The organism is Streptomyces sp. NPDC033131 (assembly GCF_055578365.1).
Window position 1 is genome coordinate 50591 of sequence record NZ_JBVIPA010000017.1, and the last position, 24875, is coordinate 75465.

General features: G+C 73.2%; 19 protein-coding genes and 1 riboswitch. Of the genes, 16 read left to right on the forward strand and 3 right to left on the reverse strand.

Going from position 1 to position 24875, the window contains the following annotated elements; translation table 11 throughout:
* Window positions 1-372: 372 nt before the first annotated feature.
* Window positions 373-1104, reverse strand: coding sequence for a class II aldolase/adducin family protein (locus ACZ5XS_RS22335; RefSeq protein WP_468653873.1), 732 nt, complete (start codon window positions 1102-1104; stop codon window positions 373-375).
* A gap of 196 nt (window positions 1105-1300) precedes the next feature.
* Between ACZ5XS_RS22335 and ACZ5XS_RS22340 the strand changes: the two genes are divergently transcribed.
* From ACZ5XS_RS22340 to cobI, 10 genes are all read left to right on the forward strand, one after another.
* Entirely contained in the window at window positions 1301-2050 is a 750-nt protein-coding gene (locus ACZ5XS_RS22340) for a lysozyme (RefSeq protein WP_468654067.1), read from the forward strand.
* 153 nt (window positions 2051-2203) lie between these two features.
* The gene (locus ACZ5XS_RS22345; protein WP_468653875.1) at window positions 2204-3451 is read left to right on the forward strand and encodes an inorganic phosphate transporter; all 1248 of its coding nucleotides are present in this window, start codon (window positions 2204-2206) and stop codon (window positions 3449-3451) included.
* Between the two features lie 43 nt (window positions 3452-3494).
* On the forward strand, window positions 3495-3716 hold the full coding sequence (locus tag ACZ5XS_RS22350; RefSeq protein WP_468653877.1) for a hypothetical protein: 222 nt from the start codon (window positions 3495-3497) through the stop codon (window positions 3714-3716).
* 212 nt (window positions 3717-3928) lie between these two features.
* A riboswitch (cobalamin riboswitch) is annotated at window positions 3929-4068 on the forward strand.
* A 101-nt stretch (window positions 4069-4169) separates the two neighbouring features.
* A complete protein-coding gene (locus ACZ5XS_RS22355; protein ID WP_468653879.1) occupies window positions 4170-5111 on the forward strand; it encodes a cobalamin biosynthesis protein in 942 nt (313 codons plus the stop codon).
* Entirely contained in the window at window positions 5108-6616 is a 1509-nt protein-coding gene (locus ACZ5XS_RS22360) for a cobyric acid synthase (RefSeq protein ID WP_468653881.1), read from the forward strand. The genes ACZ5XS_RS22355 and ACZ5XS_RS22360 overlap by 4 nt, the downstream gene beginning before the upstream one ends.
* Window positions 6613-10266, forward strand: a complete 3654-nt coding sequence (gene cobN / locus ACZ5XS_RS22365; RefSeq protein ID WP_468653883.1) for a cobaltochelatase subunit CobN — start codon at window positions 6613-6615, stop codon at window positions 10264-10266. The genes ACZ5XS_RS22360 and cobN overlap by 4 nt, the downstream gene beginning before the upstream one ends.
* A 169-nt stretch (window positions 10267-10435) precedes the next feature.
* Window positions 10436-12448 carry a putative cobaltochelatase gene (locus tag ACZ5XS_RS22370; protein ID WP_468653885.1) on the forward strand — a complete coding sequence of 671 codons (2013 nt, stop codon included), beginning with the start codon at window positions 10436-10438 and terminating at the stop codon, window positions 12446-12448.
* Entirely contained in the window at window positions 12448-13047 is a 600-nt protein-coding gene (gene cobO / locus ACZ5XS_RS22375; protein ID WP_217235801.1) for a cob(I)yrinic acid a,c-diamide adenosyltransferase, read from the forward strand. The genes ACZ5XS_RS22370 and cobO overlap by 1 nt, the downstream gene beginning before the upstream one ends.
* Entirely contained in the window at window positions 13044-14486 is a 1443-nt protein-coding gene (locus ACZ5XS_RS22380) for a cobyrinate a,c-diamide synthase (protein WP_468653888.1), read from the forward strand. The genes cobO and ACZ5XS_RS22380 overlap by 4 nt, the downstream gene beginning before the upstream one ends.
* Window positions 14483-15214, forward strand: coding sequence for a precorrin-2 C(20)-methyltransferase (cobI, locus tag ACZ5XS_RS22385; RefSeq protein WP_217235799.1), 732 nt, complete (start codon window positions 14483-14485; stop codon window positions 15212-15214). Before ACZ5XS_RS22380 ends, cobI begins: the two co-directional genes overlap by 4 nt.
* Before the next feature lie 14 nt (window positions 15215-15228).
* Here cobI and ACZ5XS_RS22390 read toward each other — a convergent pair whose 3' ends face one another.
* Window positions 15229-15957 (reverse strand): ZIP family metal transporter, encoded by a 729-nt coding sequence (locus tag ACZ5XS_RS22390; RefSeq protein WP_217235798.1) that lies wholly within the window; start codon window positions 15955-15957, stop codon window positions 15229-15231.
* 127 nt (window positions 15958-16084) lie between these two features.
* Here ACZ5XS_RS22390 and cobM point away from each other — a divergent pair, with 127 nt between their 5' ends.
* The 6 genes from cobM to cobC are packed head-to-tail and all read left to right on the forward strand — an operon-like array spanning window position 16085 to window position 22420.
* Window positions 16085-16903, forward strand: a complete 819-nt coding sequence (gene cobM / locus ACZ5XS_RS22395) for a precorrin-4 C(11)-methyltransferase (protein ID WP_468653890.1) — start codon at window positions 16085-16087, stop codon at window positions 16901-16903.
* Entirely contained in the window at window positions 16900-18147 is a 1248-nt protein-coding gene (gene cbiE, locus ACZ5XS_RS22400) for a precorrin-6y C5,15-methyltransferase (decarboxylating) subunit CbiE (protein ID WP_468653892.1), read from the forward strand. Before cobM ends, cbiE begins: the two co-directional genes overlap by 4 nt.
* Complete coding sequence (gene cobJ / locus ACZ5XS_RS22405) at window positions 18144-19847, forward strand: precorrin-3B C(17)-methyltransferase (protein WP_468653894.1); 1704 nt, start codon at window positions 18144-18146, stop codon at window positions 19845-19847. The genes cbiE and cobJ overlap by 4 nt, the downstream gene beginning before the upstream one ends.
* Before the next feature lie 5 nt (window positions 19848-19852).
* Window positions 19853-20455 (forward strand): precorrin-8X methylmutase, encoded by a 603-nt coding sequence (locus tag ACZ5XS_RS22410; protein ID WP_468653896.1) that lies wholly within the window; start codon window positions 19853-19855, stop codon window positions 20453-20455.
* Complete coding sequence (locus ACZ5XS_RS22415; RefSeq protein WP_468653898.1) at window positions 20452-21369, forward strand: sirohydrochlorin chelatase; 918 nt, start codon at window positions 20452-20454, stop codon at window positions 21367-21369. The genes ACZ5XS_RS22410 and ACZ5XS_RS22415 overlap by 4 nt, the downstream gene beginning before the upstream one ends.
* Entirely contained in the window at window positions 21359-22420 is a 1062-nt protein-coding gene (gene cobC / locus ACZ5XS_RS22420) for an Rv2231c family pyridoxal phosphate-dependent protein CobC (RefSeq protein WP_468653900.1), read from the forward strand. Before ACZ5XS_RS22415 ends, cobC begins: the two co-directional genes overlap by 11 nt.
* On the opposite strand, the gene ACZ5XS_RS22425 is transcribed toward cobC, so the two are convergent.
* The gene (locus tag ACZ5XS_RS22425) at window positions 22368-24323 is read right to left on the reverse strand and encodes a DUF2264 domain-containing protein (protein WP_468653902.1); all 1956 of its coding nucleotides are present in this window, start codon (window positions 24321-24323) and stop codon (window positions 22368-22370) included. The two genes, cobC and ACZ5XS_RS22425, sit on opposite strands and share 53 nt — an antisense overlap.
* Window positions 24324-24875 lie beyond the last annotated feature (552 nt).

The window sequence follows — 24875 nt, forward strand, 5'->3', positions numbered from 1 at the left end:
GATGCGGTGACTCCCCCGGCCCACATGGCTCACCCCAGCAGATGCGGTGACCCCCGGCGGCCGACGCCGCTCACCCGGCAGATGTGGTGAATCCCCGGGCGGGCATGGCTCACCCCGGCAGGTGCGGTGACCCTCCGGCAGGCCGACGCCGCTCACCCCGACAGGTGGGGTGACCCCCCGGCGGGGCGGCATGGCTCACCCCGGCAGGTGGGCTGACTCCTCCGCAGACAGGGGATAGCTCACCCCAGCAGATGCGGTGACCCCCTGCCGGGACGGCGTGGCTCGTCCCGGTGGGTTGGGGTGGAGCGTCCCGGGGGACGCCGGGGCTCTTCCCGGCAGGCCGGGAGGGGAGTCCGTCGCGCGGGCCGCGGCTCAGGCGCGCTGGCCGTAGCCCCGTAGCCGCTCGCCCGTCTCCGCCAGCTGTGCCTCGGACAGCAGGGTCGGTGACAAGCCCGGTACCGAGGACGCCGTCAGCCACAGGCGGCACATCCACTCCAGCTGGGCCGTGCGGTCGTAGGCCTGGTCCAGGGTGGTGCCGTGGGTGAGGGTGCCGTGGTTCTGGAGGAGGCAGGCGGAGCGGTCCGCGAGGGCGTGGAGCATGTTCTCGGCCAGCTCGTCGGTGCCGTAGGCGGCGTACGGGGCGACCCGGACGGAGCCTCCGAGCGCGGCGGTCATGTAGTGGATCGCCGGGAGCTCGGGGACGAGGGTCGAGACGGCCGTGGCGTGCACGGCGTGGGTGTGGACGACGGCGAGCGCGTCGGTGGTGCGGTAGACGGCGAGGTGCATGGGCAGTTCGCTGGTGGGGACGAGGGTGCCGAGGACCTGCCGGCCGTCGAGGTCGACGCCGGTGACGTCGTCCGGCGCGAGCCGGTCGTAGGGGACGCCCGACGGTGTGACCAGGACGGTGTCCTCGACGCGTACCGAGACGTTGCCGGAGGTGCCGACGACCAGTCCGTCGGACACCGTCCGCCGGGCCGTCGCGACGAGCGCCTCCCAGGCGTGCGCCTCCTCGGGACGCACACTCCTCCCCCGCGGCTCCGGCACTTCCGGTGCGCCTTCCCGGCCGCCCCGTACGCCCTCCGAGTCCCACCGCTCCTCAGCCATGCGGCGATCCTGCCAGGCACGGCGTCGGTCTGCCCCCGGGCGAGGGCACTTCAGGCCGGAACCGGCAGCTCCGAAAGGACACATGTGGTCACACACAGGCTTCTTTGGTCGCTTGGGCGGACATCACCGGAGATTCGATGATCTTCCAGTAATCTCTGGGAGCTTTGTCATGCACGTCGCCATTCCGGGGGGACACATGGCCCGTGATCGCAGTCCGGCCCGCCGCCACGTCCGCGCCTTGGCGGTGTCCGTGGCGGCCCTCACCATCGGGGGAACGGCCCTCGCCGAAACGCCCGGCTCGGCCGCGAGCCTGCCGAAGGGGCACGACGTCTCCTCGCACCAGAAGGACGTCGACTGGCAGAAGGCCAGGGCGAAGGGCGCCACGTTCGTCTACGTCAAGGCGACCGAGTCCACCACCTACCGCAACCCGTACTTCAGCCGGCAGTACAACGGAGCGCGCGACGCGGGCATCATCCGCGGGGCGTACCACTTCGCCCTGCCCCACACGTCGTCCGGCGCGGCGCAGGCGGCGCACTTCGTGGGCCACGGCGGCGGATGGAGGGCGGACGGCTGGACGCTGCCGCCCGCGCTCGACATCGAATACAACCCGTACGACGAGAAGCACAAGTGCTACGGCCTGACCAAGCCGAAGATGGTCAGCTGGATCACGTCGTTCAGCGACGAGGTCAAGCGGCTCATCGGTCGCCGTCCGGTGATCTACACGACCGCCCACTGGTGGAACACGTGCACCGGCGGCAGCCGCGCCTTCGCCTCGGATCACGCTCTGTGGATCGCCCGCTACGACGCGGCAGACCCCGGAGCGCTGCCTGCCGGCTGGTCGTTCTGGACCATCTGGCAGTACGACAACGGCGGCGGCCTGCCGGGTGACCAGAATCTCTTCAACGGCTCCCAGAGCCTGCTGCGGAAGTTCGCCAGAGGCGACTGACCCCGCGGCGGCGGGGCCGCGCGGATCAACTGGAGCCCGATGGAGCGGGAATCGCCGAATCCGGTCACCGTGCAGCCCTGCTCAGTTCATCTTCCGTTCACCCAGGTTACCTACGTTCATCTGGCCAATGACCTCGAACGATTGCCTGGGTAAATGGAAAACTTCTCGCTGATCCTCGCGATTGTGGTAGTAACCGCACTCGCGTTCGATTTCACGAACGGTTTCCACGACACCGCCAACGCGATGGCCACCACCATCTCGACCGGTGCGCTCAAGCCCAAGGTCGCGGTGGCGATGTCCGCCGTGCTCAACCTTGTAGGCGCTTTCCTCTCCGTGGAGGTCGCCAACACGATCTCCAAGGGTCTCGTCGACGAGACCGGCATCCGTCCCGAGGTCATCTTCGCCGCCCTGGTCGGCGCGATCCTCTGGAACCTGCTGACCTGGCTGGTCGGGCTCCCCTCCAGCTCCTCGCACGCCCTCATGGGCGGCCTCATCGGCGCCACCATCGCCTCGGCCGGTTTCGGCGGCGTGCACGGTGACGTCCTGGTCACCAAGGTTCTGATCCCGGCGATCGCCGCTCCGATCGTGGCGGGCCTGGCGGCGATGCTGGCCACGCGACTGTCCTACTCCCTCGGCAAGAAGGCCGACGGCAAGGCCGCCGCGAAGGGCTACCGCTCCGGCCAGATCGCCTCCGCCGGCCTGGTCTCCCTGGCCCACGGCACGAACGACGCCCAGAAGACGATGGGCATCATCACCCTCGCCCTGGTCGCCGGCGGCGCCGTCGCCCCCGACTCCGACCCGCCCATGTGGGTCATCCTCAGCGCGGGTATCGCCATCGCGCTCGGCACCTACCTCGGCGGCTGGCGCATCATCCGCACCATGGGCAAGGGCCTGACCGACCTCCAGCCGCAGCAGGGCTTCGCCGCCCAGACCAGCGCGGCCACGGTCATCCTGGCCTCCTCCCACCTCGGTTTCTCCCTCTCCACCACGCACTCCGTCTCCGGCTCGGTGATGGGCGCCGGCCTCGGCCGCAAGGGCGGCGTGGTCCGTTGGTCGACCGCGACCCGCATGTTCGTGGCGTGGGGCCTGACCCTGCCCGCCGCGGCCCTGGTGGGCGCGCTCGCGGAGTACGTGACCGGCTTCGGCGCCTGGGGCACGGCCCTCGTAGCCGTCTTCCTCATCACCTCCAGCGCCGCGATCTGGAAGCTCTCGCGCCGCGAGGTCGTCGACCACACGAACGTCAACGACACCGAGGAGCCGGCCGGCGTGGTCACCACGGCCATGGCCGCCGTGACGCCGCCTCCCGTCGGCGGCACGGTGACCGAGGACCTCACGGCCACCATCCCGGCCCCGGCCACCGCGGCCGACCCCGCGGCCCCGTCGGCCGCGACCACCGTCTGAGCCCCGCCACCCAGGCACCCACCGGCACGAAGGAAGAACCAGCATGAAGATCGACTGGGCGGCCCTCGGATCCGTCTTCGGCATCAGCCTCCTGATCACCGTGGCCCTCGTGGCCCTGTTCACCCTCGGCATCGTGGGCCTGTCCCGCCGCGAGCGGGCTGCCGCGCAGGGTGACACGGCCGCCGTGGCGCTCACGGGCGCGTACGCGTGCTTCGCGGCTTGTGCGGCGGCCGTGGGGTACGGGATCTACCTGATCGTGGCCTGAGGGCTCGCGCGCACTTTCCGGCCCGTCCTGCTCCGGTCGCCTCATCAGCGGTCCGGGCAGGGCGGGCTTTTGCGACCCACCCCGCCGGTTCGTCGGACGATGCCCGCCCGAGGGGAATTCCGGCCGATCGGGGTGCCGTGGGGCGCCCCGCCGCACCGCCCGATGTGGGCCTCAGCACACTCCGCTCCCGCAGGTCAACAGCGAGTTGACGGCCCTTCCAACCCCATGGTGGACTGCCCGAGCCATGTACGGCGGTAGGAGAGGAAGCCGGTGTGAGTCCGGCGCGGTCCCGCCACTGTCACCGGGGTAGGAACCCCCGGGAGCCAGGAACTCTCACCGCCGATCTCGTCGAACCAGGGCGTGGACACCCTGAGTGAGGACATATCGCCATGCGCGGCTGCCGTTCGAGGTTCAACCCCAGCGACCTGTCTGTGACAGCGGTCGGCTGAGTTCATGCGTGCCGATCGCGTTTTCGCGTACGGCGCCGCCGCCGGCCTTCTCGGTGACCTCCTGCTCGGCGATCCACGCCGTGGGCATCCGGTCGCCGGGTTCGGGCGGGCCGCGGGTGCCGTGGAACGGGTGTTGTGGCGGGACCACCGGGGGTGGGGCGCCCTGCACGCCGTCGTGTGTGCCGGGGGTGCTGTCGCCCTGGGAAGCCTTGCTGTTCGGGCCGTCCGTACGTCACCTGCCGCTTCCGTCGCGCTGACCGGTGCCGCCACCTGGGCCGCCGTCGGGGGGACTTCGCTCGCGCGGGAGGCCCGGGTCATCGGGCGGGCGCTGGAGGCCGGGGACGTCGACGGCGCGCGGGCCCGGCTGCCGCACCTGTGCGGACGGGACCCGCAGGCCCTCGACGCCGACGGGATCGCCCGGGCGGTCGTGGAGTCCGTTGCCGAGAACACGTCCGACGCGGTGGTCGGGGCGCTGGTGTGGGGAGCTGTGGGCGGGGTGTCCGGGCTGCTCGGTTTCCGGGCCGTGAACACCCTCGACGCCATGGTCGGGCACAAGTCGCCCCGGTACCGGCGCTACGGGTGGGCTTCCGCGCGGCTCGACGATCTCGCCGGGTGGCCGGGAGCGCGACTCACCGCGGTGCTGGCCGCGCTTGCGGGGCCGGATCCGCAAGGGGCCGTACGGGCCTGGCGGGCGGACGCCGCGAAGCATCCGAGTCCCAACGCCGGCCCCGTGGAAGCCTCGTTCGCCGGGGCGCTCGGGGTACGGCTCGGCGGAACCCTGTCCTATGCGGGGCGGGTGGAGCACCGGCCCGTACTCAACGGGGACGGGCGTGCCGTCACCACACCCGACATCGAGCGGGCCGTACGGCTGTCCCGGCGCGTCGGCCTGCTGGCTCTCGGCGTCAGTGTCGCCGGGCGGTTTCTCACCAGGGGGCGTATCCGATGAGCGGTGGTCTTCTCGTCGCCGGCACCACCTCCGACGCCGGCAAGAGTGTCGTCACCGCCGGGATCTGCCGGTGGCTGGTGCGGCAAGGGGTCAAGGTCGCGCCGTTCAAGGCGCAGAACATGTCCCTCAACTCGTTCGTGACGCGCGAAGGGGCCGAGATCGGGCGGGCCCAGGCCATGCAGGCGCAGGCCTGCCGGGTCGAGCCGACCACACTCATGAACCCCGTGCTGCTCAAGCCGGGCGGTGAGCAGAGCAGTCAGGTCGTGCTGCTCGGGAAGCCGGTCGGCGAGCTCAGCGCGCGGGGCTATCACGGGGGGCGGCAGCAGAAGCTTCTCGGGACCGTTCTCGACTGTCTCGCCGAGTTGCGGGGCACGTATGACGCGGTGATCTGTGAGGGGGCCGGCAGCCCCGCCGAGATCAATCTTCGGCGGACCGACATCGTCAACATGGGGATCGCCCGGAATGCCGGGCTGCCCGTGCTCGTCGTCGGTGACATCGACCGCGGGGGCGTCTTCGCCTCCTTCTTCGGGACCGTCGCGCTGCTCTCACCGGAGGACCAGGCGCTCGTCGCGGGGTTCCTCGTGAACAAGTTCCGCGGGGACGTGTCCCTGCTCGAACCCGGCCTCGACATGCTGCACTCGCTCACCGGGCGGCACACCTACGGTGTCCTGCCCTTCCGGCACGGGCTCGGCATCGACGAGGAGGACGGGCTGCGGGTCTCCCTGCGGGGGACGGTCAGGGAGTCGGTCGTGGCCCCGCCGGTCGGCGAGGACGTGCTGCGGGTCGCCGTCTGCGCGGTTCCGCTGATGTCCAACTTCACGGACGTCGACGCGCTGGCCGCCGAGCCGGGTGTCGTCGTGCGGTTCGTGGACCGGCCGGAGGAGTTGGCCGACGCCGACCTCGTGGTCCTTCCCGGGACCCGGGGGACCGTCCGGGCCCTGGAGTGGCTGCGGGAGCGGGGGCTGGCCGACGCTCTCGTCCGCAGGGCCGCCGAACAAAGGCCCATCCTCGGCATCTGCGGCGGCTTCCAGGTCCTCGGCGAGCACATCGAGGACGAGGTCGAGAGCCGGCAGGGGCATGTCGAAGGGCTCCGGCTCCTTCCCGTCCGGGTGCGGTTCGCCCGCGAGAAGACCCTCACCCGGCCCGTCGGCGAGGCCCTCGGCGAGCAGGTCGAGGGGTACGAGATCCATCACGGGGTCGCCGAGATCGGGGGCGGTGACCCGTTCCTCGACGGCTGTCGGGTCGGGGGCACCTGGGGCACCCACTGGCACGGCTCGCTGGAGTCGGACGGCTTCCGGCGGGCCTTCCTGCGCGAGGTGGCGGCTGCCGCGGGCCGCCGTTTCGTGCCGGCGGCCGACACCTCGTTCGCCGCGCTGCGCGAGGAGCAGCTCGACCGGCTCGGCGACCTGATCGAACAGCACGCGGACACGGACGCGCTGTGGCGGCTCATCGAGTCCGGCGCGCCGCAAGGACTGCCTTTCATTCCACCGGGAGCGCCCGCATGAGCACAGTGTTGTTGTTGTCGACCGCCGACACGGATCTGCTGGCGGCCCGGGCCGCCTCCGATGCCTCGTACCGGATCGGCAATCCGACCCGGGTCGATGTCGCGGAGGAACTGCCGGGGCTCCTCGAGGGCTCGGACATCGCCGTCGTACGGCTGCTCGGCGGCAAGCGTGCCTGGGAGGACGGGCTCGCCGCTCTCAAGGCCTCGGGCATTCCGACCGTCCTGCTCGGCGGTGAGACCGTGCCCGACGCGGAGCTCATGGCCGAGTCGTCCGTGCCTGCGGGTGTGGTGGCCGAGGCGCTGCGGTACCTCGTCGAGGGCGGGCCCGCCAACCTCACCGAGCTCGCGCGGTTCCTGTCGGACACCGTGCTGCTGACGGGTGAGGGGTTCGTCGAGCCGCAGAAGATGCCGGAGTACGGCGTCCATGGGGAGCGCGCGTTCGTCGAGGGCCGCCCCAGCATCGGCGTGCTCTTCTACCGCGCCCACCACCTCAGCGGCAACACCGCCTTCGTGGACACGCTGTGCGACGCGATCGAGGCGAAGGGCGCCAACGCCCTGCCCGTCTACTGCGGTTCGCTGCGCGGCGCCGACTCCGGGCTGTACGAGATCCTCGGGAAGGCCGACGCCCTCGTCGCCACCGTCCTCGCCGCCGGCGGCGCGCACGCCTCGCAGGCCTCGGCCGGAGGCGACGAGGAGGCCTGGGACATCGGGGCGCTCGCCGACCTCGACATCCCCGTGCTGCAGGGCCTGTGCCTGACCTCCTCGAAGAGCGCCTGGGAGGAGTCCGACGCCGCCCTCTCCCCCATGGACGCGGCGATGCAGGTCGCGATCCCGGAGTTCGACGGGCGGCTGATCACGGTCCCCTTCTCCTTCAAGGAGCAGGGCCCGGACGACGTTCCCGTGTACGTCGCCGACCCCGAGCGGGCCGCGCGGGTCGCCGGGATCGCCGTACGGCACGCGGTGCTGAAGCACAAGCCGAACCAGGACAAGAAGCTCGCGCTCGTCTTCACCGCCTATCCGACCAAGCACTCCCGGGTCGGGAACGCCGTGGGACTGGACACGCCCGCTTCGGCGATCCGCGTCCTGGACTCGCTCCGGGACGCCGGGTACGTCGTCGAAGGGCATCCCGACAACGGCGACGAGTTGATCCACCGGCTCATCAACGCCGGTGGCCACGACGTCGAATGGCTCACCGAGGAGCAGCTCGCCGCCGCGCCCGCGCGGGTGCCGCTGGCCGACTACCGGGCGTGGTTCGACACGCTCGACCCCAAGCTGCGGGACGGCATGCTGGAGGCGTGGGGCGAGCCGCCGGGCAGTCTGTACGTCGACGGGGACGACATCGTGCTCGCCTCCCTCCAGTTCGGGAACGTCGTCGTGATGATCCAGCCGCCGCGCGGCTTCGGCGAGAACCCGATCGCGATCTACCACGACCCGGACATGCCGCCCTCGCACCACTACATGGCGGCCTACCGGTGGCTGGAGAACAGCTTCGGCGCCGACGCCGTCGTGCACATGGGCAAGCACGGCACGATGGAGTGGCTGCCGGGCAAGGGGCTCGGGCTCAGCGGGGGGTGCGCTCCGGACGCCGTCCTCGGGGAGCTGCCGCTCATCTACCCGTTCATCGTCAACGACCCCGGCGAGGGCACCCAGGCCAAGCGCCGCGGGCACGCCACCGTCGTCGACCACCTCGTCCCGCCCATGGCGCGCGCGGACACCTACGGCGACCTCGCCAAGCTGGAGCAGCTGCTCGACGAGTACGCGCTCGTCTCCGACCTGGACCCGACGAAGGCGCCGGCCGTGCGCGCGCAGATCTGGACGCTGGTGAAGGCGGCCGAACTGCACCACGACCTGCACGTCGACGACCAGCCGGACGACGACGCGTTCGACGAGTTCGTCATGCACATCGACGGCTATCTGTGCGAGATCAAGGACGTGCAGATCCGGGACGGGCTGCACATTCTCGGTGGCGGTCCGGTCGGTGAGCCGCGCGTGAACCTCGTGCTCGCCGTACTGCGGGCCTCGCAGGTGTGGGGCGGGCAGGCCAACGCGCTGCCGGGGCTGCGGGCCTGCCTCGCGACACATTTCGGGCTCGTCGAGAAGGAGTTGCTGGCCGAGCCCGGGGCGCCGGTCAAGGTCCCGGTGGAGCTGACGGACCTCGTCGAGGGCCCGTCCCGCTCGGCCGCCGACGCCATCGACCTGCTGGAGCAGCTGTGCCGGCGGTTCGCCGAGGGCATGGAGGCACGCGGGTGGGCCGTGGCCGAGAGCGCACCTCTCGTACGGGAGGTCATCGGCACCGAACTGCCCGACGCCGTCGCCGTGCTGGAGTTCGCCTGCAACGAGGTCGTGCCCCGGCTGGAGAAGACCACCGACGAGATCGGGCACATCCTCAAGGCGCTGGACGGGGGTTACGTCCCGGCGGGCCCGTCCGGTTCGCCGACGCGCGGGCTCGTCAACGTCCTCCCGACCGGCCGCAACTTCTACTCGGTCGACCCCAAGGCCATTCCGTCCAGGCTGAGCTGGGAGGTCGGGCAGTCCCTCGCCGACTCGCTCGTGCAGCGGTACCTCCAGGACACCGGCGAGTACCCGAAGTCCGTCGGCCTGACGGTGTGGGGCACGTCCGCCATGCGCACCCAGGGTGACGACATCGCGGAGATCCTGGCGCTGCTGGGCTGCCGCCCCGTCTGGGACGACGCCTCGCGCCGCGTGACCGGCTTCGAGGTCGTGCCGCCGGCCGAACTCGGGCGCCCGCGCATCGACGTCACGGTCCGCATCTCCGGCTTCTTCCGGGACGCGTTCCCGCACGTCGTCGGGCTGATCGACGACGCCGTGCGCGCGGTGGCCGAGCTGGACGAGCCGGCCGAGGTGAACTTCGTGAAGGCGCACGCCGACGAGGACACCGCCGAGCACGGTGACCGGCGGCGCGCGACCGCCCGTATCTTCGGCTCCAAGCCGGGCGCGTACGGTGCCGGTCTGCTGCCGCTGATCGACGCCCGCAACTGGCGTTCCGACGCCGACCTCGCCGAGGTGTACGCGGTGTGGGGCGGCTACGCGTACGGTCGCGGGCTCGGGGGGCGGGCGGCGCGCGGGGACATGGAGACGGCCTTCAAGCGGATCGCCGTGGCCGCGAAGAACGTCGACACCCGCGAGCACGACCTCGTCGACGCCGACGACTACTTCCAGTACCACGGCGGCATGGTCGCCATGGTGCGGCATCTGACGGGAGCGAGTCCCGAGGCGTACGTGGGTGATTCGGCGACCCCCGACCAGGTGAAGACCCGCACGCTCGGCGAGGAGACGCACCGCGTCTTCCGCGCCCGCGTGGTCAACCCGCGCTGGATGGCGGCGATGCGCCGGCACGGCTACAAGGGCGCCTTCGAGATGGCGGCGACCGTCGACTACCTCTTCGGGTACGACGCCACGGCCGGGGTCGTGGACGACTGGATGTACGAGAAGCTGTCGGCCGAGTACGTCTTCGCCCCGGAGAACCAGGAGTTCATGAAGCGATCGAATCCCTGGGCGCTGAGGGGCATCACGGAGCGTCTGCTGGAAGCGGCTGACCGAGGGCTCTGGGCGGAGCCGGACCAGGAGACCCTCGACCGGCTCCGGGCGACCTACCTCGAACTCGAGGGCGATCTGGAGGGGGACGCATGATCTCCCTGGAAACCCCCGCAGCGGCGGGGAGCAAGTCATCCCGCGCAGAGCCCACGGGTTCGACTTCGGACCACCCCCGCGTCAGCGGGGATCACGGCAAAAGCCTGGCATCCCCCGCGATTCGCAGCGTCTTGCCATCTCATCAGCCACTCGAAGGAGTGATCGCGGCGTGACTACCCCGTTCCCGTTCACGGCCGTCGTCGGCCAGGACGACCTGCGCCTCGCGCTGCTGCTGAACGCCGTGTCCCCGGCGGTCGGCGGTGTGCTGGTGCGTGGTGAGAAGGGCACCGCCAAGTCGACGGCGGTGCGGGCCCTTTCGGTGCTGCTGCCGGAAGTCCCCGTCGTCCCGGGCTGCCGGTTCTCCTGTGACCCCGCGGGGCCGGACCCGGCGTGCCCGGACGGCCCGCACGAGCCCGGTGACGGCACCGCGCGCCCGGCCCGCATGGTCGAACTCCCCGTCGGCGCCTCGGAGGACCGGCTGGTGGGCGCCCTCGACATCGAGCGGGCCCTCTCGGAGGGCGTGAAGGCCTTCGAGCCCGGCCTGCTGGCCGACGCGCACCGCGGGATCCTCTACGTCGACGAGGTCAACCTGCTGCACGACCACCTCGTCGACCTGCTGCTCGACGCGGCGGCGATGGGCGCGTCGTACGTCGAACGCGAGGGTGTCTCCGTACGGCATGCCTCGAAGTTCCTGCTCGTGGGGACCATGAACCCCGAAGAGGGCGAACTGCGGCCGCAGTTGCTCGACCGGTTCGGGCTGACCGTCGAGGTCGCGGCCTCGCGGGAGCCGGACCAGCGGGTGGAGGTCGTACGGCGGCGCCTCGCGTACGACGACGACCCGGCCGGCTTCGTCGCGCGGTGGGCCGACGAGGAGACCGCCGTCCGGGCGCGGATCGTGGCGGCGCGCAAGCTGCTGCCGTCGGTGCTGCTGGGCGACGGGGCGCTGAGGCAGATCGCGGCGACCTGCGCGGCCTTCGAGGTGGACGGCATGCGGGCCGACATCGTGATGGCGCGTACGGCGGTCGCGCTGGCCGCGTGGGCCGGACGCACCGAGGTGCTCGCGGAGGACGTCCGGCAGGCCGCGCTGCTCGCGCTGCCGCACCGCAGGCGTCGTAACCCCTTCGACGCTCCGGGACTCGACGAGGACAAGCTCGACGAGACCCTGGAGGAGTTCGGGGACGGGTCCGACGACGAGGATCCGGACCCCGACGGGCCCGGCGGGGGCGACGGGGGCGGCGGACAGCCGCCTTCCGAGGGGCCCGGCGAAGACGGCGACACCGGTGCGCGGCCCGAGGCCGGTGAGGAGGGCGGGGAACCGCGGCCTTCCGGTGGCGGCGCGGGTGAGCAGCAGCCGGCGCGGGCCTCCGAGCCGTTCCGTACCAAGGTGCTGAGCGTGCCCGGTCTCGGTGAGGGCGCCGCGGGGCGGCGTTCGCGGGCGCGGACCGAGCACGGGCGGACGACCGGGGCCCGGCGGCCCCGAGGCGCGCTGACGAAGCTGCACCTGGCGGCGACCGTGCAGGCGGCGGCGCCGCATCAGCGGGCGCGGGGGCGGTCGGGGCGCGGTCTCGTCGTACGCCGTGACGATCTGCGGCAGGCGACGCGGGAAGGGCGCGAGGGCAACCTCGTGCTGTTCGTCGTCGACGCCTCCGGGTCCATGGCCGCCCGGCAGCGGATGAGTGCGGTGAAGGGTGCCGTGCTGTCGCTGCTGCTCGACGCCTATCAGCGGCGGGACAAGGTGGGGCTGGTGACCTTCCGGGGGTCGGCCGCCGAGGTCGCGCTGCCGCCGACCTCTTCCGTGGACGCGGCGGCGGTCCGGCTGGAGTCGCTGCCCACCGGTGGGCGCACGCCCCTCGCGGCGGGCCTGCTGCGGGCGCACGAGGTGCTGCGGGTGGAGCGGCTGCGGGACCCCGCGCGGCGCGCGCTGGTCGTGGTCGTGACCGACGGGCGTGCCACGGGCGGGCCCGAGCCGGTCGCCCTCGCCGGGCGTGCGGCCCGGCTGTTCGCGGCCGACTCGGTCGCCTCCGTGGTCGTGGACTGCGAGTCGGGGCCCGTGCGGCTGGGGCTGGCCGGGCAGCTGGCGGGTGAGCTGGGCGGTACGGCGGTGACGCTGGACGAGTTGCGGGCGGACTCGATCGCCGGGCTGGTCAGGGACGTTCAGGGCAATTCGAGGAGGGCCGCGTAGTGCCGCAGGGACAGCCGAGCGTCGTACCGGAGGACGGTCTGACGACTCGTCAGCGTCGTAACCGGCCTCTTGTCGTCGTGCACACGGGGATCGGGAAGGGCAAGTCCACGGCAGCCTTCGGGCTCGCTCTGCGGGCCTGGAACCAGGGGTGGCCGATCGGGGTGTTCCAGTTCGTCAAGTCGGCGAAGTGGAAGGTCGGCGAGGAGAACGCGCTGCGGGTGCTGGGCGCCAGCGGTGAAGGCGGGTCCGTCGACTGGCACAAGATGGGCGAGGGCTGGTCGTGGGTGCAGCGCGACTCGCAGATGGACAACGAGGAGAAGGCCCGCGAGGGCTGGGAGCAGGTCAAGCGGGATCTCGCCGCCGAGACGTACCGGCTGTACGTGCTGGACGAGTTCGCCTACCCCATGCACTGGGGCTGGATCGACGTCGATGAGGTCGTCGCCGTGTTGCGGGACCGCCCCGGGACCCAGCATGTGGTGATCACCGGGCGCAACGCTCCCGAGAAGCTCGTCGAGTTCGCCGACCTCGTCACCGACATGTCCAAGATCAAGCATCCGATGGACGCCGGGCAGAAGGGGCAGAGGGGCATCGAGTGGTGACTTCTTCCGTCCCTCGGCTGGTCGTCGCCGCGCCCTCCTCGGGCAGCGGCAAGACCACCGTTGCCACGGGGCTGATGGCCGCGCTCGCCGCGCGGGGGCTTGCCGTGTCCCCGCACAAGGTGGGCCCGGACTACATCGACCCCGGGTACCACGCGCTCGCCACCGGGCGGGTGGGGCGGAATCTCGACGCGTACCTGTGCGGGCCCGAGCTGATCGGGCCGCTGTTCGTGCGCGGGGCGAGTGGGTGTGACATCGCCGTCGTCGAGGGTGTCATGGGGCTGTACGACGGGGCCGCCGGGGAGGGTGAACTCGCCTCCACCGCTCATGTGGCGAAGTTGCTGCGGGCGCCGGTGGTGCTGGTCGTCGACGCCTCGTCGCAGTCGCGGTCGGTGGCGGCGCTGGTGCACGGGTTCGCGTCGTGGGATCCCGAGGTGCGGGTCGGGGGCGTGATCCTCAACAAGGTCGGGTCGGACCGGCACGAGGCGTTGTTGCGGGAGGCGTTGGACTCGGCCGGGGTGCCGGTGCTGGGGGTGCTGCGGCGGGTGGCTCAGGTGTCGACGCCGTCGCGGCATCTGGGGCTGGTGCCGGTTGCCGAGCGGCGCGCTCAGGCCGTGGAGGCTGTTGCGGCGATGGCGGAGCAGGTGCGGGCCGGGTGTGACCTGGAGGGGTTGGTCGCGCTGGCGCGGGGGGCCGGGGCGTTGTCCTGTGCGGGGTGGGATGCGGCTGAGGCTCTGGCCTCTTCGCCCCCGCCGCCCCTTCCCGTCCCGTCCCTGGGGGCTGCGCCCCCAGACCCCCCTTCGGCCCTGAACGGGCCTCGTCCTCAATCGCCGGACAGGCTGACGCGTGTCGCCCTGGCCGGTGGAGCTGCGTTTACGTTCTCTTATGCGGAGCACTCCGAGTTGCTCGCCGCTGCCGGAGCGGAGGTGGTCGTCTTCGATCCGCTGCGTGACGAGCAACTGCCCGACGGGACCGACGGGTTGGTCATCGGTGGTGGGTTTCCCGAGCTGTACGCCTCCGAGCTGTCCGCCAACGAACCTCTGCGCAAAGCCGTTGCCGCCCTCGCGGGGAGTGGTGCTCCCGTCGCCGCCGAGTGTGCCGGGCTGCTGTACCTGTGCCGCGAGCTGGACGGGCAGCCCATGTGCGGGGTGCTCGACGCCGACGCGCGGATGGGTGAGCGGCTGACCCTGGGCTATCGGGACGCGGTGGCGGTGAGTGACAGTGTGCTCGCCGTCGCGGGGACGCGGATGCGGGGGCACGAGTTTCACCGGACGGTCGTCGAGCCGGGGGCGGGGACCGCTCCCGCCTGGGGTGTGCGGAGTCCGGAGCGTCGGGTCGAAGGTTTTGTGGAGCGCGGTGTGCACGCGAGTTATCTGCACACGCACTGGGCGTCCGAGCCCGGTGTGGCCCGTCGGTTCGTGGAGAGGTGCCGGACGTCATGAGCAGCAGGCTGATCGGAGTCGGGGTCGGGCCCGGGGATCCGGAACTGGTGACCGTCAAGGGCGTCAACGCTCTGCGGGCCGCCGAGGTCGTCGTCGTACCCGTGATGGACACGGGTGAGCGGGGGCGGGCCGAAGCGACCGTGCTGCACTACGTGCCCGGGGACAAGGTCGTGCGGGTCGTGTTCGCGCTGAACGAGCGGACCGACCGGGCGCGGCGGGAGGCCGCCTGGGACGCCGCCGGGGAGCGGGTCGCCCGGCTGCTCGAAGCGCACGGCTCCGTCGCCTTCGCGACCATCGGCGATCCGAACGTGTACTCCACCTTCACCTATCTCGCGCAGACCATCGGCGAGCTGGTGCCCGGCGTCGTCGTGGAGACCGTGCCCGGGATCACCGCGATGCAGGACCTGGCGGCGAGGTCGGGGGCGGTGCTGACGGAGGGGACCGAACCGCTGACGCTGGTGCCGGTCACCGCCGGGTCCGCCGTGCTCAAGGACGCGCTGAACGGGCCCGGAACCGTCGTCGCCTACAAGTTCGGGCGGCAGGCACAGGAGGTGGCCGAGGCGCTGCGGGAGACCGGGCGGATCGGTGACGCGGTGTGGGGTTCGGCGCTCGGGCTGCCGGAGGAGTCCATCCGGCCGGCCGCCGAGCTGGACGGGGAGCCGCTGCCCTACCTCTCGACGCTCATCGCGCCCGCGCCGCGCGAGGGCGGGCGGGGCGGCAAGCTGTGACGCCGCACAGAGCATCACTCGGCGATGCCCACCACCAGCCAGATGAACGCCGCGCCCGCGATCGTGCACAGCACGGTCGAGCGGGCGGGGTGCTCGTGGTGCGCCTCGGGCAGGATCTCGGCCGCCGCGAGATAGAGGAGCGCGCCGCCGAAGAAGCCGAGATAGCCGCCGAGCAGGGGCTCCGGGATGGTGAACAGGAGCGTCGAGGCCGCGCCCAGGACGGGGGCGGCCGCGTCCGCGAACAGCATGGCGAGGGCTCTGCGGCGGGCGTTCCCGTACAGGCTCGTGATCGTGTACGTGTTGAAGCCGTCCGCGAAGTCGTGGGCGACGACGGCCAGCGCGACCGCCGTGCCCATGCCGCCGCCCACCTGGAAGGCCGCGCCGATCGCCACGCCGTCCATGGCGCTGTGGCCGACCATCGCGGCAGCGGCCGTCAGGCCCACCTCCGGGGTGCGGCCGTCGTGTTCCCCGGCGCCGTGGGCGGCCTGCCGTACGGCCAGCAGACGTTCCACCAGATGGGCGATCAGGAACCCGGCGACGAACAGGAGCAGGGCCGCGGGTACGCCGAACACCTCGGTGCCGGCCGCGTCCAGCGCCTCCGGCAGCAGGTCCAGGCCGACCACGCCCAGCATCAGGCCGCCGGCCAGGCCCAGTACGAGATGACGGCGGTCGGTCACGCGCAGTGCCGTCCAGCCGCCGGCCAGCGTCATCAGGAACGCGCCGAGCGCGACGAAGACCGCCATGTGCCCTTCGTATCCGATCAAGCACCCGTCCCGCACGTCCAAGCCCCCGTCCCGCACGTCCAAGCCCCGGTCACGCACATCCGGCGCCCGCAGTACGCGTAAGACCTTGAAGAGAGGACCGTTTCCCATGGCCGATGCCCCCACCGGCAAGGTGACCTTCGTCGGTGCCGGCCCCGGCGCCGCCGACCTGCTGACGTTCCGTGCCGCGCGTGCCATCGCCGCAGCCGACATCGTGATCTGGGCGGCCAGCCTGGTTCAGGAGGAGGTCCTCCAGCACGCGCGCGAGGGCGCGGAGATCCTCGACTCGGCGACGATGTCGCTGGAGGACGTCATGGCCGTGTACGAGCGGGCGCTGGCGGAGGGCCTGCGCGTGGCCCGTATCCACTCCGGCGACCCGGCCCTGTGGGGCGGTACGCAGGAGCAGCTGGACCGGTGTGCCCGGATCGGCATCGGCACCGAGGTGATCCCGGGGGTCTCCGCGTTCTCCGCCGTCGCCGCGCTCGCCCAGCGCGAGCTGACCATCCCGGAGGTCGCGCAGTCCGTCGTCCTCACCCGGCTCGGTGGCGGCAAGACACCGATGCCGCCCGGGGAGGAGGTGCGGGAGTTCGCCAAGCACGGCACGACCATGGCGATCTTCCTGTCGGCTGCCCGCAGCGGGCAGCTCGTGCGGGAGCTGCTGGAGGGCGGCTACCCGACCGGTACGCCGGTCGTGGTGGCATACCAGGCGACCTGGCCGGAGGAGCTGATCGTGCGGTGCACGATCGAGACGCTGGAGGAGACGGTCAAGGAGCACAAGCTCTGGAAGCACACCCTCTTCCTGGTCGGCCCGGCGCTCGACGCCGAGGGCACACGCTCGCACCTCTACCACCCCGGTCACTTCCACGGGTACCGCAAGGCCGACCCGGAGGCCCGCAGGGCCCTGCGCTCACGGGGTGCGAGCACGTGATCACGGTGGTCGGTACGGGGACGGGGGCGCCGGTCCCGGCCGAGGTGCTGGCCGGGGCGCGGCTCGTCGTCGGCGGCCGCCGCCATCTGGCCGCGGCGCCGGTCCCGGCGGACGCCGAGCAGGTCGTGCTCGGTGCGCTGCCGCCCGCGCTGGACGTCGTCGAGCGGCACCTGGAGAAGCGGAACCCCGTCGTCGTGCTGGCCTCCGGGGATCCCGGGTTCTTCGGGATCGTGCGGGTGCTGGCCGAACGGTTCGGGGCGCGGGCGCTCGATGTGCGGCCGGGGGTCTCGTCGGTGGCCGCCGCCTTCGCGCGGGCCGGGCTGCCGTGGGACGACGCGGTGGTGGTCAGCGCGCACGGGCGTGATCTGCGTACGGCCGTCAACGTGTGCCGGGCGCGGCCGAAGGTCGCCGTCCTGACCGGGCCGGGGGCCGGGCCCGCCGAACTGGGCGCCGCGCTCAGGGCCGACGCGCGGGTCCTGGTCGTCGCCTCCGCGCTGGGCTCCGCGCGGGAGCGCCTGGAGCGGGTGACGCCGGCCGAGGCCGCCGCCCGCGACTGGGGCGAGGCGGTGAACGTGGTGCTGTGCCTGGACGAGTCGCGGGCCCTCGGTCCCGTGCGCACGGTCGCCGGACCGCCCGCCGGGCCCGCCGCATGGGCGTTGCGGGAGGACGAGTTCACCCACCGGGACTCCATGATCACCAAGTTCGAGGTGCGGGCGCTGGCGCTGGCCCGGCTCGGTCCGCGCCTCGGTGACCTGGTGTGGGACATCGGCGCGGGCTCCGGCTCCGTGGCCGTGGAGTGCGCGCGGTTCGGCGCCGCCGCCACGGCGGTCGAGAAGACCCTGGACGGTGTCGAGCGGATCCGCGCGAACGCCGCCGCGCACGGGGTCGACGTACGCGTCGTGCACGGGGCGGCGCCGACCGTGCTGTCCGACCTCGACGATCCCGATGCCGTGTTCGTGGGCGGCGGGGGGCGCGAACTGCCCGCCGTCGTCACGGCGTGCGCGCGGCGGGCGCGGCGGACGGTCGTCGTCGCCATGGCGGCACTGGACCGGGTACCGGCCGTCCGTGCGGCGCTCACCGGCGCCGGGTTCGACTGCGACGGGGTGCTCCTGCAGTCGTCCCGGCTCGCGCCGCTCCCGGGGGACGTGACCCGGCTCGCCGCGACCAACCCCGTTTTCCTGCTGTGGGGCGTCCGGCCTCACGCGCCTGGAAGAGAACCTGAAAGAGAAGGAGTCGCTCAGTGATCGGCCTCATTTCCGCCACCGCGGCGGGGGCGGCTGCCCGGGACCGGCTGGCCGCGGCGTGGCCGGACCGCACGCGCGTGTACGAGGGTCCCGTCGGGGACGCCGTACGTGCCGCGTTCGCGCAGTGCGACCAGCTCGTGTGTTTCCTGGCGACCGGAGCGGTCGTACGGCTGGTCGCGCCACTGCTCGGCGACAAGGCGTCCGACCCGGGTGTGGTGTGCGTCGACGAGGGCGGCCGGTTCGCCGTGTCGCTGGTCGGCGGGCACGGCGGCGGCGCCAATGAACTGGCCCGCGAGGTCGGCGGGCTGCTGGCGGCACAGCCCGTGGTGACGACGGCGACGGACGCGGTGGGGTTGCCCGGCCTCGACACGCTCGGCTTCCCGGTGGAGGGCGATGTCGCGGCCGTCTCACGCGCCCTGCTCGACGGTGAGCCGGTGGCCCTGAAGGCGGACTTCGCCTGGCCTCTTCCGCCGCTCCCGGTCGCCTCGGAGGGCTCGTACGCGATCAGGCTGACGGACCGCCTCGTCGAGCCCGCCGAGCGCGAGGTCGTCCTGCGGCCCCCGTCCCTCGTCGTGGGCGTCGGGGCGTCCAGGGGTGCCCCGGCCGACGAGGTGCTGGCGCTGGTCGAGGCCGCGCTGACGGATGCGGGACTGTCCGCTCGGAGCATCGCCGAACTCGCCACCGTCGACGCCAAGGCCGGGGAACCGGGGATCGTGGAGGCGGCCGAGCGGCTGGGCGTGCCGCTGGTGACCCACTCGGCGGAGAAGCTGGCCTCCGTGGACGTGCCCAACCCGTCCGGCGCGCCCCTCGCGGCCGTCGGCACTCCGTCCGTGGCCGAGGCCGCGGCGCTCGTCGGCGGGGGCGAACTGCTCGTCCCCAAGCGGAAATCGGACCGCGCGGACGGGCAGCCCGCCATGGCGACCTGTGCCGTCGTACGGCGGCCCGCGCGCGGCCGGCTCGCGGTCGTCGGGCTCGGTCCCGGCGCCCGGGACCTGCTCACGCCCCGCGCCGAGGCGGAGCTGCGGCGCGCTTCCGTGCTCGTCGGTCTCGACCAGTACGTCGACCAGATCCGCGACCTGCTGCGGCCGGGCACCCGGATCCTGGAGTCGGGGCTCGGGGCCGAGGAGGAACGGGCCCGGACGGCCGTGGCCGAGGCGCGGAAGGGACAGGCCGTCGCACTGATCGGCAGCGGGGACGCCGGCGTGTACGCCATGGCCTCTCCCGCGCTCGCCGAGGCGTCCGACGACATCGACGTGACCGGCGTTCCCGGTGTCACCGCGGCGCTCGCCGCGGCCGCCCTCCTCGGTGCGCCGCTGGGCCACGACCACGTGTCCATCAGCCTCTCCGACCTCCACACCCCCTGGGAGGTCATCGAGCGGCGGGTGCGGGCGGCGGCCGAGGCGGACATCGTCGTGACCTTCTACAACCCGCGCAGCCGGGGCCGGGACTGGCAGCTGCCGAAGGCCCTCGCCATCCTCGCCGAGCACCGGGAGCCGCGAACGCCGGTCGGTGTCGTACGCAACGCGTCGCGGCCGGACGGGTCGAGCCGGCTGACGACACTGGCCGCCCTGGACCCGGCGACGGTCGACATGATGACCGTCGTGACCGTGGGCAACACGGCGACCCGGGACATCGCGGGGCGCATGGTGACACCGCGCGGCTACCGCTGGCAGGAAGGCCCGCAGGAGGAGCCCAAGTGAACCGTGTGGATCGTGTGATTCATCCGATCGAGCAGGAGTCCTTCCGGCGGCTGCGCGCCCGCCTGGACACCTCGCACTTCCCGCCGCTGACCCGGGCCGTGGTGGAGCGGGTCATCCACTCCGCGGCCGACCTGGAGTACGCGTCCGACCTCGTCATGGACGAGAGCGCGTTGGAGAAGGCGCACGCCGCCCTGCACGCCGGGGCGCCCGTCGTCGTGGACGTGGAGATGGTCGCGGCCGGGATCACCCGGCGGGAGACCTTCTGCCGGCTCAGGGACGCCGTGGCCGGTCCGGGGCTGACCCGCTCCGCGCACGCCGTCCGGCTCGCCCACGAGCAGGTCGGGCCCGGCGCCATCTGGGTGATCGGCAACGCGCCGACCGCCCTGGAGGAACTGCTGACCCTGGACGCCTCCCCCGCGCTCGTCATCGGTCTGCCCGTCGGTTTCGTCGGCGCGGCCGAGTCCAAGGCCGCGTTGCGCGAAAGCGGGCTGCCCGCCGTGAGCAACGTGTCCGAGAAGGGCGGCTCGGCGGTGGCCGCTGCCGCCCTCAACGCCCTTCTTTACCACCGCACTTCCCACCCTGATGCACATGCCGAGGAGAAATCGTGACCACCCAGCCGCCCGCCCTGCTCATCGCCGGTCATGGCACCCGGGACGAAGCGGGAGCCGAGGCGTTCCGCGACTTCGTCCGGGAGCTGGGCGACCGCCACCCCGAACTGCCCGTCGCGGGCGGCTTCATCGAGCTGTCCCCGCCGCCGCTCGGGGACGCGGTCACCGAGCTGGTGGAGCGGGGCGTACGACGGTTCGCCGCCGTACCGCTGATGCTGGTGTCCGCCGGCCACGCCAAGGGCGACATCCCGGCCGCCCTGGCCCGCGAGAAGGAACGGCACCCCCAGATCACGTACACGTACGGCCGTCCGCTCGGCCCGCACCCCGCGCTGTTGTCCGTCCTGGAGCGGCGGCTGGACCAGGCGCTCGGCGCGTCGGCACGCAGGCCCGAGGACCGGGCCGACGTGACCGTGCTGCTGGTCGGGCGGGGCTCGACGGACCCGGACGCGAACGCCGAGGTGCTCAAGGCGGCCCGGCTGCTGTGGGAGGGGCGCGGATACGCGGGCGTGGAGACGGCGTTCGTGTCCCTGGCGGCGCCGGACGTGCCCAGCGGGCTCGACCGGTGCGTGAGGCTGGGAGCGCGGCGGATCGTCGTCCTGCCCTACTTCCTCTTCACCGGCATCCTGCCCGACCGCGTGCGGCAGCAGACGGAGGGCTGGGCGGCCGCGCACCCGGAGGTCGAGGTGCGGTCCGCGGACGTGATCGGCCCGGAGCCGGAGCTGCTCGACCTCGTGATGGAGCGGTACGAGGAGGCCGTCAAGGGCGACCTGCGGATGAACTGCGACTCCTGCGTGTACCGGATCGCGCTGCCGGGCTTCGAGGACAAGGTGGGGCTGCCGCAGCAGCCGCACTTCCACCCCGACGACGACCACCACCACGGACACCACCATGGCGCCCACTCCCATGCCCACTGAGGGGCACGACCTGCGGCACCACGGTGACGCCGAGGTGCGGGACGACGGCGCGCGGCTGACCGACCTGGCGGTGAACGTCCGCGCGGACACGCCTCCGGCGTGGCTGCGGGAGCACATCGCCGGCTCGCTCGGTGATCTGGCCGCCTATCCGGACGGGCGGGCCGCGCGGGCGGCGGTCGCGGCACGGCACGGGCTGCCGGTGGAGCGGGTGCTGCTGACGGCGGGCGCCGCTGAGGCCTTCGTGCTGCTCGCGCGGGCCCTGAAGGTCCGCCGGCCTGTCGTGGTGCACCCGCAGTTCACCGAGCCGGAGGCCGCGCTGCGGGACGCCGGTCACACCGTCGACCGGGTGCTGCTGCGGGAGGAGGACGGCTTCCGGCTGGATGCGGCGGCCGTGCCCGAGGACGCGGACCTGGTCGTGATCGGCAACCCGACGAACCCGACGTCGGTGCTGCACCCGGCCGCCACGATCGCCCGGCTGGCCCGTCCCGGCCGGACGCTGGTCGTCGACGAGGCGTTCATGGACGCGGTGCCGGGCGAGCGGGAGGCCCTGGCCGGCCGCACCGACGTACCCGGTCTCGTGGTCCTGCGCAGCCTGACCAAGACCTGGGGGCTGGCCGGGCTGCGGATCGGGTACGTGCTGGCCGCCCCCGAGACGATCGCGGACCTGGAGCGGGCCCAGCCCCTGTGGCCCGTGTCCACGCCCGCCCTCGCGGCGGCCCGGGCGTGTGTCGCGCCGCGGGCCCTGGCGGAGGCGGCCCACGCGGCCCACCGCATCGCCGCGGACCGGGCCCATCTCGTCGCGGGACTGGAGGAGTTCGCCGCGGACGGGCTACGGGTGGCCGGACCGGCCGAGGGCCCCTTCGTGCTCGTACGGCTCCCGCGGGCCGTCGCCGTCCGCCGCCACCTGCGCGACCTGGGCTTCGCGGTCCGGCGCGGGGACACGTTTCCCGGGCTCGGCGAGGAGTGGCTGCGGCTGGCGGTGCGGGACCGGGTGACGGTCAACTCGTTCCTCCAGGCCCTGGACCGGGCGATGACTCTGGCGCATCGCTGAGCCGGGGCACCACCCGCTCCCGGGTGCCGTCCGGGAAGCGGACCTCCACGGTTCCGTCCCCGGCGACCGACGCGCCCGCTCCCGGGCGCAGCGCGTCCGGGTCGGCGCTGAGCACCACGAGCGTGACCAGCAGGCGCGCCCCCTCGCCCCGTTCGAGCACGGGCGTGGCCGAGTGGTGGCCGACGGCGTTGGTGCCGAGGGCCGTCACGACCGTGCCCTCGGTGCCGTCCCAGCCGTACAGGCCGGTGATCGCGCTGGTCAGGCCGTCCGCGCGGCGGGCCGACGCGTGGCCCGGGCCGGTCCGGGTGACCGGCGGCGCGGTGTCGTCGGCGACGGCCCAGCCGCCTTCGCGGACCGCGGTCCCGGGCGGGACGTCGAGACGGTGGACGCGCACCTCCCACGGGCCGTGGACCACGCTCACCGTCTCGACGCGGTGCCCCCGCGCCAGATGCCAGGAGGCGGCCCGGCCGCCCGAGGCGCCGAGCGGGTGGATGCGGCCGCGCGGGGACGGCGTGCCGTCGGGGGCGAGCAGGGCGATGTGGTTGTCCGGGCCGGTGTCCGGGGCCTTCGGCGTTTCGGGGGCCGTCGCGCTGGAGTACGCGAACCGGGCGTAGTGCGGGCTGTCATCGGCGGTCGCCGGCGGTGGCGGGAGCCGGTCGCTGCCGTGGTTGACGAGCCGTACGATCCCGTCGGCCGCGGTGGTGTGCAGGAGCCAGCCGGGGGCCGGGAGGGCGAGGCGGACGTCGGCCGTGTCCACCGGGGCGGGCTCCTCGGGCGCCGTCCACACCGGGTGGCTCTCCGGCAGCAGCAGGCCGAGGAAGGCCTTGCTCGCCCAGTACGGGGAGGCCGGGCCCGAGTAGCGCTGGGTGACGGGGAGGAAGGGCCGGTACCAGCCGAGGGTGAGCATCCCCCGCTCGTCCGGCGCCCCCCGTTCGGCGAAGTGCCGCAGGGCGCCCGAGGCGAGCCGGCGGGTGCGGCCGGACGGCAGCGGGGTGGCGTCGGCGAGGACGCCCGCCCACAGCGGGGCGGCGGCCGCGAAGCGGTAGGTGAGGGACCGGCCCTGGTGCACCGGGGCGCCGTCGGAGCCGAAGAAGTGCTGGTGGACGGCGAGGAACTCGCGCAGGCGGGTGCGGTGCCGGGCCACCGTGTCCGGGTTCGCGCGCGGGCCTGCGATGCGCGCCCACAGCACCGGGTACAGGTGCAGCGCCCAGGCGTTGTAGTAGTCGAACTTGCGGCCGTCGCCGTCGGTGTACCAGCCGCCGCCCCGGTACCAGTCGTCGAGGCGGGCGAGCCCGGCGTCGATCTCGGCGCGGCTGTGCGGGGCGCCGACGGAGGCCAGGAACTCCTCCGTGATGACCTGGAACAGGCGCCAGTTGGAGTCGTTGACGTCGGCGCCGACGAAACCGCCCAGCCAGTCGGCGACCTGTTGGCGCACACGGTCGTCGAGGTGGTCCCACAGCCAGCGGCGGGACTCGTGCAGGGCGATCGCGATCGACGCGGCCTCGACCATGGGCTGGGACCGGTCGGTGACGGGCGGCCAGCGTTCGGCGCCGCGCGGGTCCGTGCCGGCGGCGAGTCCGGCGGCGTACCGCTCGACGAGGGCGGGACCGACCCGGCCGTCCGAGCCCGCGATCCGGAACGCGGCCAGCAGGAACGACCGCGCGAAGCCCTCCAGCCCGTCCGACCACGGGCCGGAGTGGCTGGGCGGCCCGGGCAGCCGGTACTGGGCGAAGCCCGGCGAGGCGTACGGCAGCAGCCCGTCGAGAAGCCGGTCGGCGATCGCCTCCCAGTGGGCGCGGGTCCACCCGGTGACGGGCGAGAGCACCGGGTCCGCCGGAGGCAGTCCGGGAAGGTTCGGCAGGTGCGTCGGATCGTCGGGGAGCGACACGTGCGGCGCGGTCATACGGGGGTGGGTCCTCCGTCAGTCGGTGTGGCCGGGGCGGGGCGGGGCGGTGGGCGATGTGGACGCAGGTCCCCGTCGGTGAACGGCTGCCGTGTGCGGGTGACGCTGCGGCATACGGCGTGGGGTGCCAGGCGGGCGCTCGTGGACCGGAGGCGGGCGGGCAGGCGGAGCGGGGCGGAGCCACGCTGCGGCGTACGACGATGGATGTGGGAGCGGGTCCTTGGTGATTCGGTGGTGTCCGGGGCGGCGACGCCGCGGCACCCGACGCCCTGGGCGCCGGTGTGAGCGACGGTGTGGGGTCGGTTCCCCTCTCAGCCGGCGGTGGCCGGAGGGCGGGGGCAACGCCCGGCTTACGGCGAGGGACAGGGGGGAGCAGGTCCTTGCGGTCGGTGGGCGGCCGGGACGGCAGTGCTGCGGCGCACGACCCCTGGCGTCGGTTGCCCTTTCATCCGGCGGTGGCCGGAGGGCGGGGGCAACGCCCGGCTTACGGCGAGGGACAGGGGGGAGCAGGTCCTTTCGGTCGGTGGGCGGCCGGGACGGCAGTGCTGCGGC

Coding starts and splice junctions, on each gene's coding strand:
- cobC (WP_468653900.1), top strand. CDS start 21,359: ATGCCCACTGAGGGGCACGACCTGCGGCACCACGGTGACGCCGAGGTG.
- cobI (WP_217235799.1), top strand. CDS start 14,483: ATGAGCAGCAGGCTGATCGGAGTCGGGGTCGGGCCCGGGGATCCGGAA.
- cobM (WP_468653890.1), top strand. CDS start 16,085: ATGGCCGATGCCCCCACCGGCAAGGTGACCTTCGTCGGTGCCGGCCCC.
- ACZ5XS_RS22355 (WP_468653879.1), top strand. CDS start 4,170: ATGCGTGCCGATCGCGTTTTCGCGTACGGCGCCGCCGCCGGCCTTCTC.
- ACZ5XS_RS22335 (WP_468653873.1), bottom strand. CDS start 1,104: ATGGCTGAGGAGCGGTGGGACTCGGAGGGCGTACGGGGCGGCCGGGAA.
- ACZ5XS_RS22340 (WP_468654067.1), top strand. CDS start 1,301: ATGGCCCGTGATCGCAGTCCGGCCCGCCGCCACGTCCGCGCCTTGGCG.
- ACZ5XS_RS22345 (WP_468653875.1), top strand. CDS start 2,204: ATGGAAAACTTCTCGCTGATCCTCGCGATTGTGGTAGTAACCGCACTC.
- ACZ5XS_RS22390 (WP_217235798.1), bottom strand. CDS start 15,957: ATGGCGGTCTTCGTCGCGCTCGGCGCGTTCCTGATGACGCTGGCCGGC.
- ACZ5XS_RS22425 (WP_468653902.1), bottom strand. CDS start 24,323: ATGACCGCGCCGCACGTGTCGCTCCCCGACGATCCGACGCACCTGCCG.
- ACZ5XS_RS22360 (WP_468653881.1), top strand. CDS start 5,108: ATGAGCGGTGGTCTTCTCGTCGCCGGCACCACCTCCGACGCCGGCAAG.
- cobN (WP_468653883.1), top strand. CDS start 6,613: ATGAGCACAGTGTTGTTGTTGTCGACCGCCGACACGGATCTGCTGGCG.
- ACZ5XS_RS22350 (WP_468653877.1), top strand. CDS start 3,495: ATGAAGATCGACTGGGCGGCCCTCGGATCCGTCTTCGGCATCAGCCTC.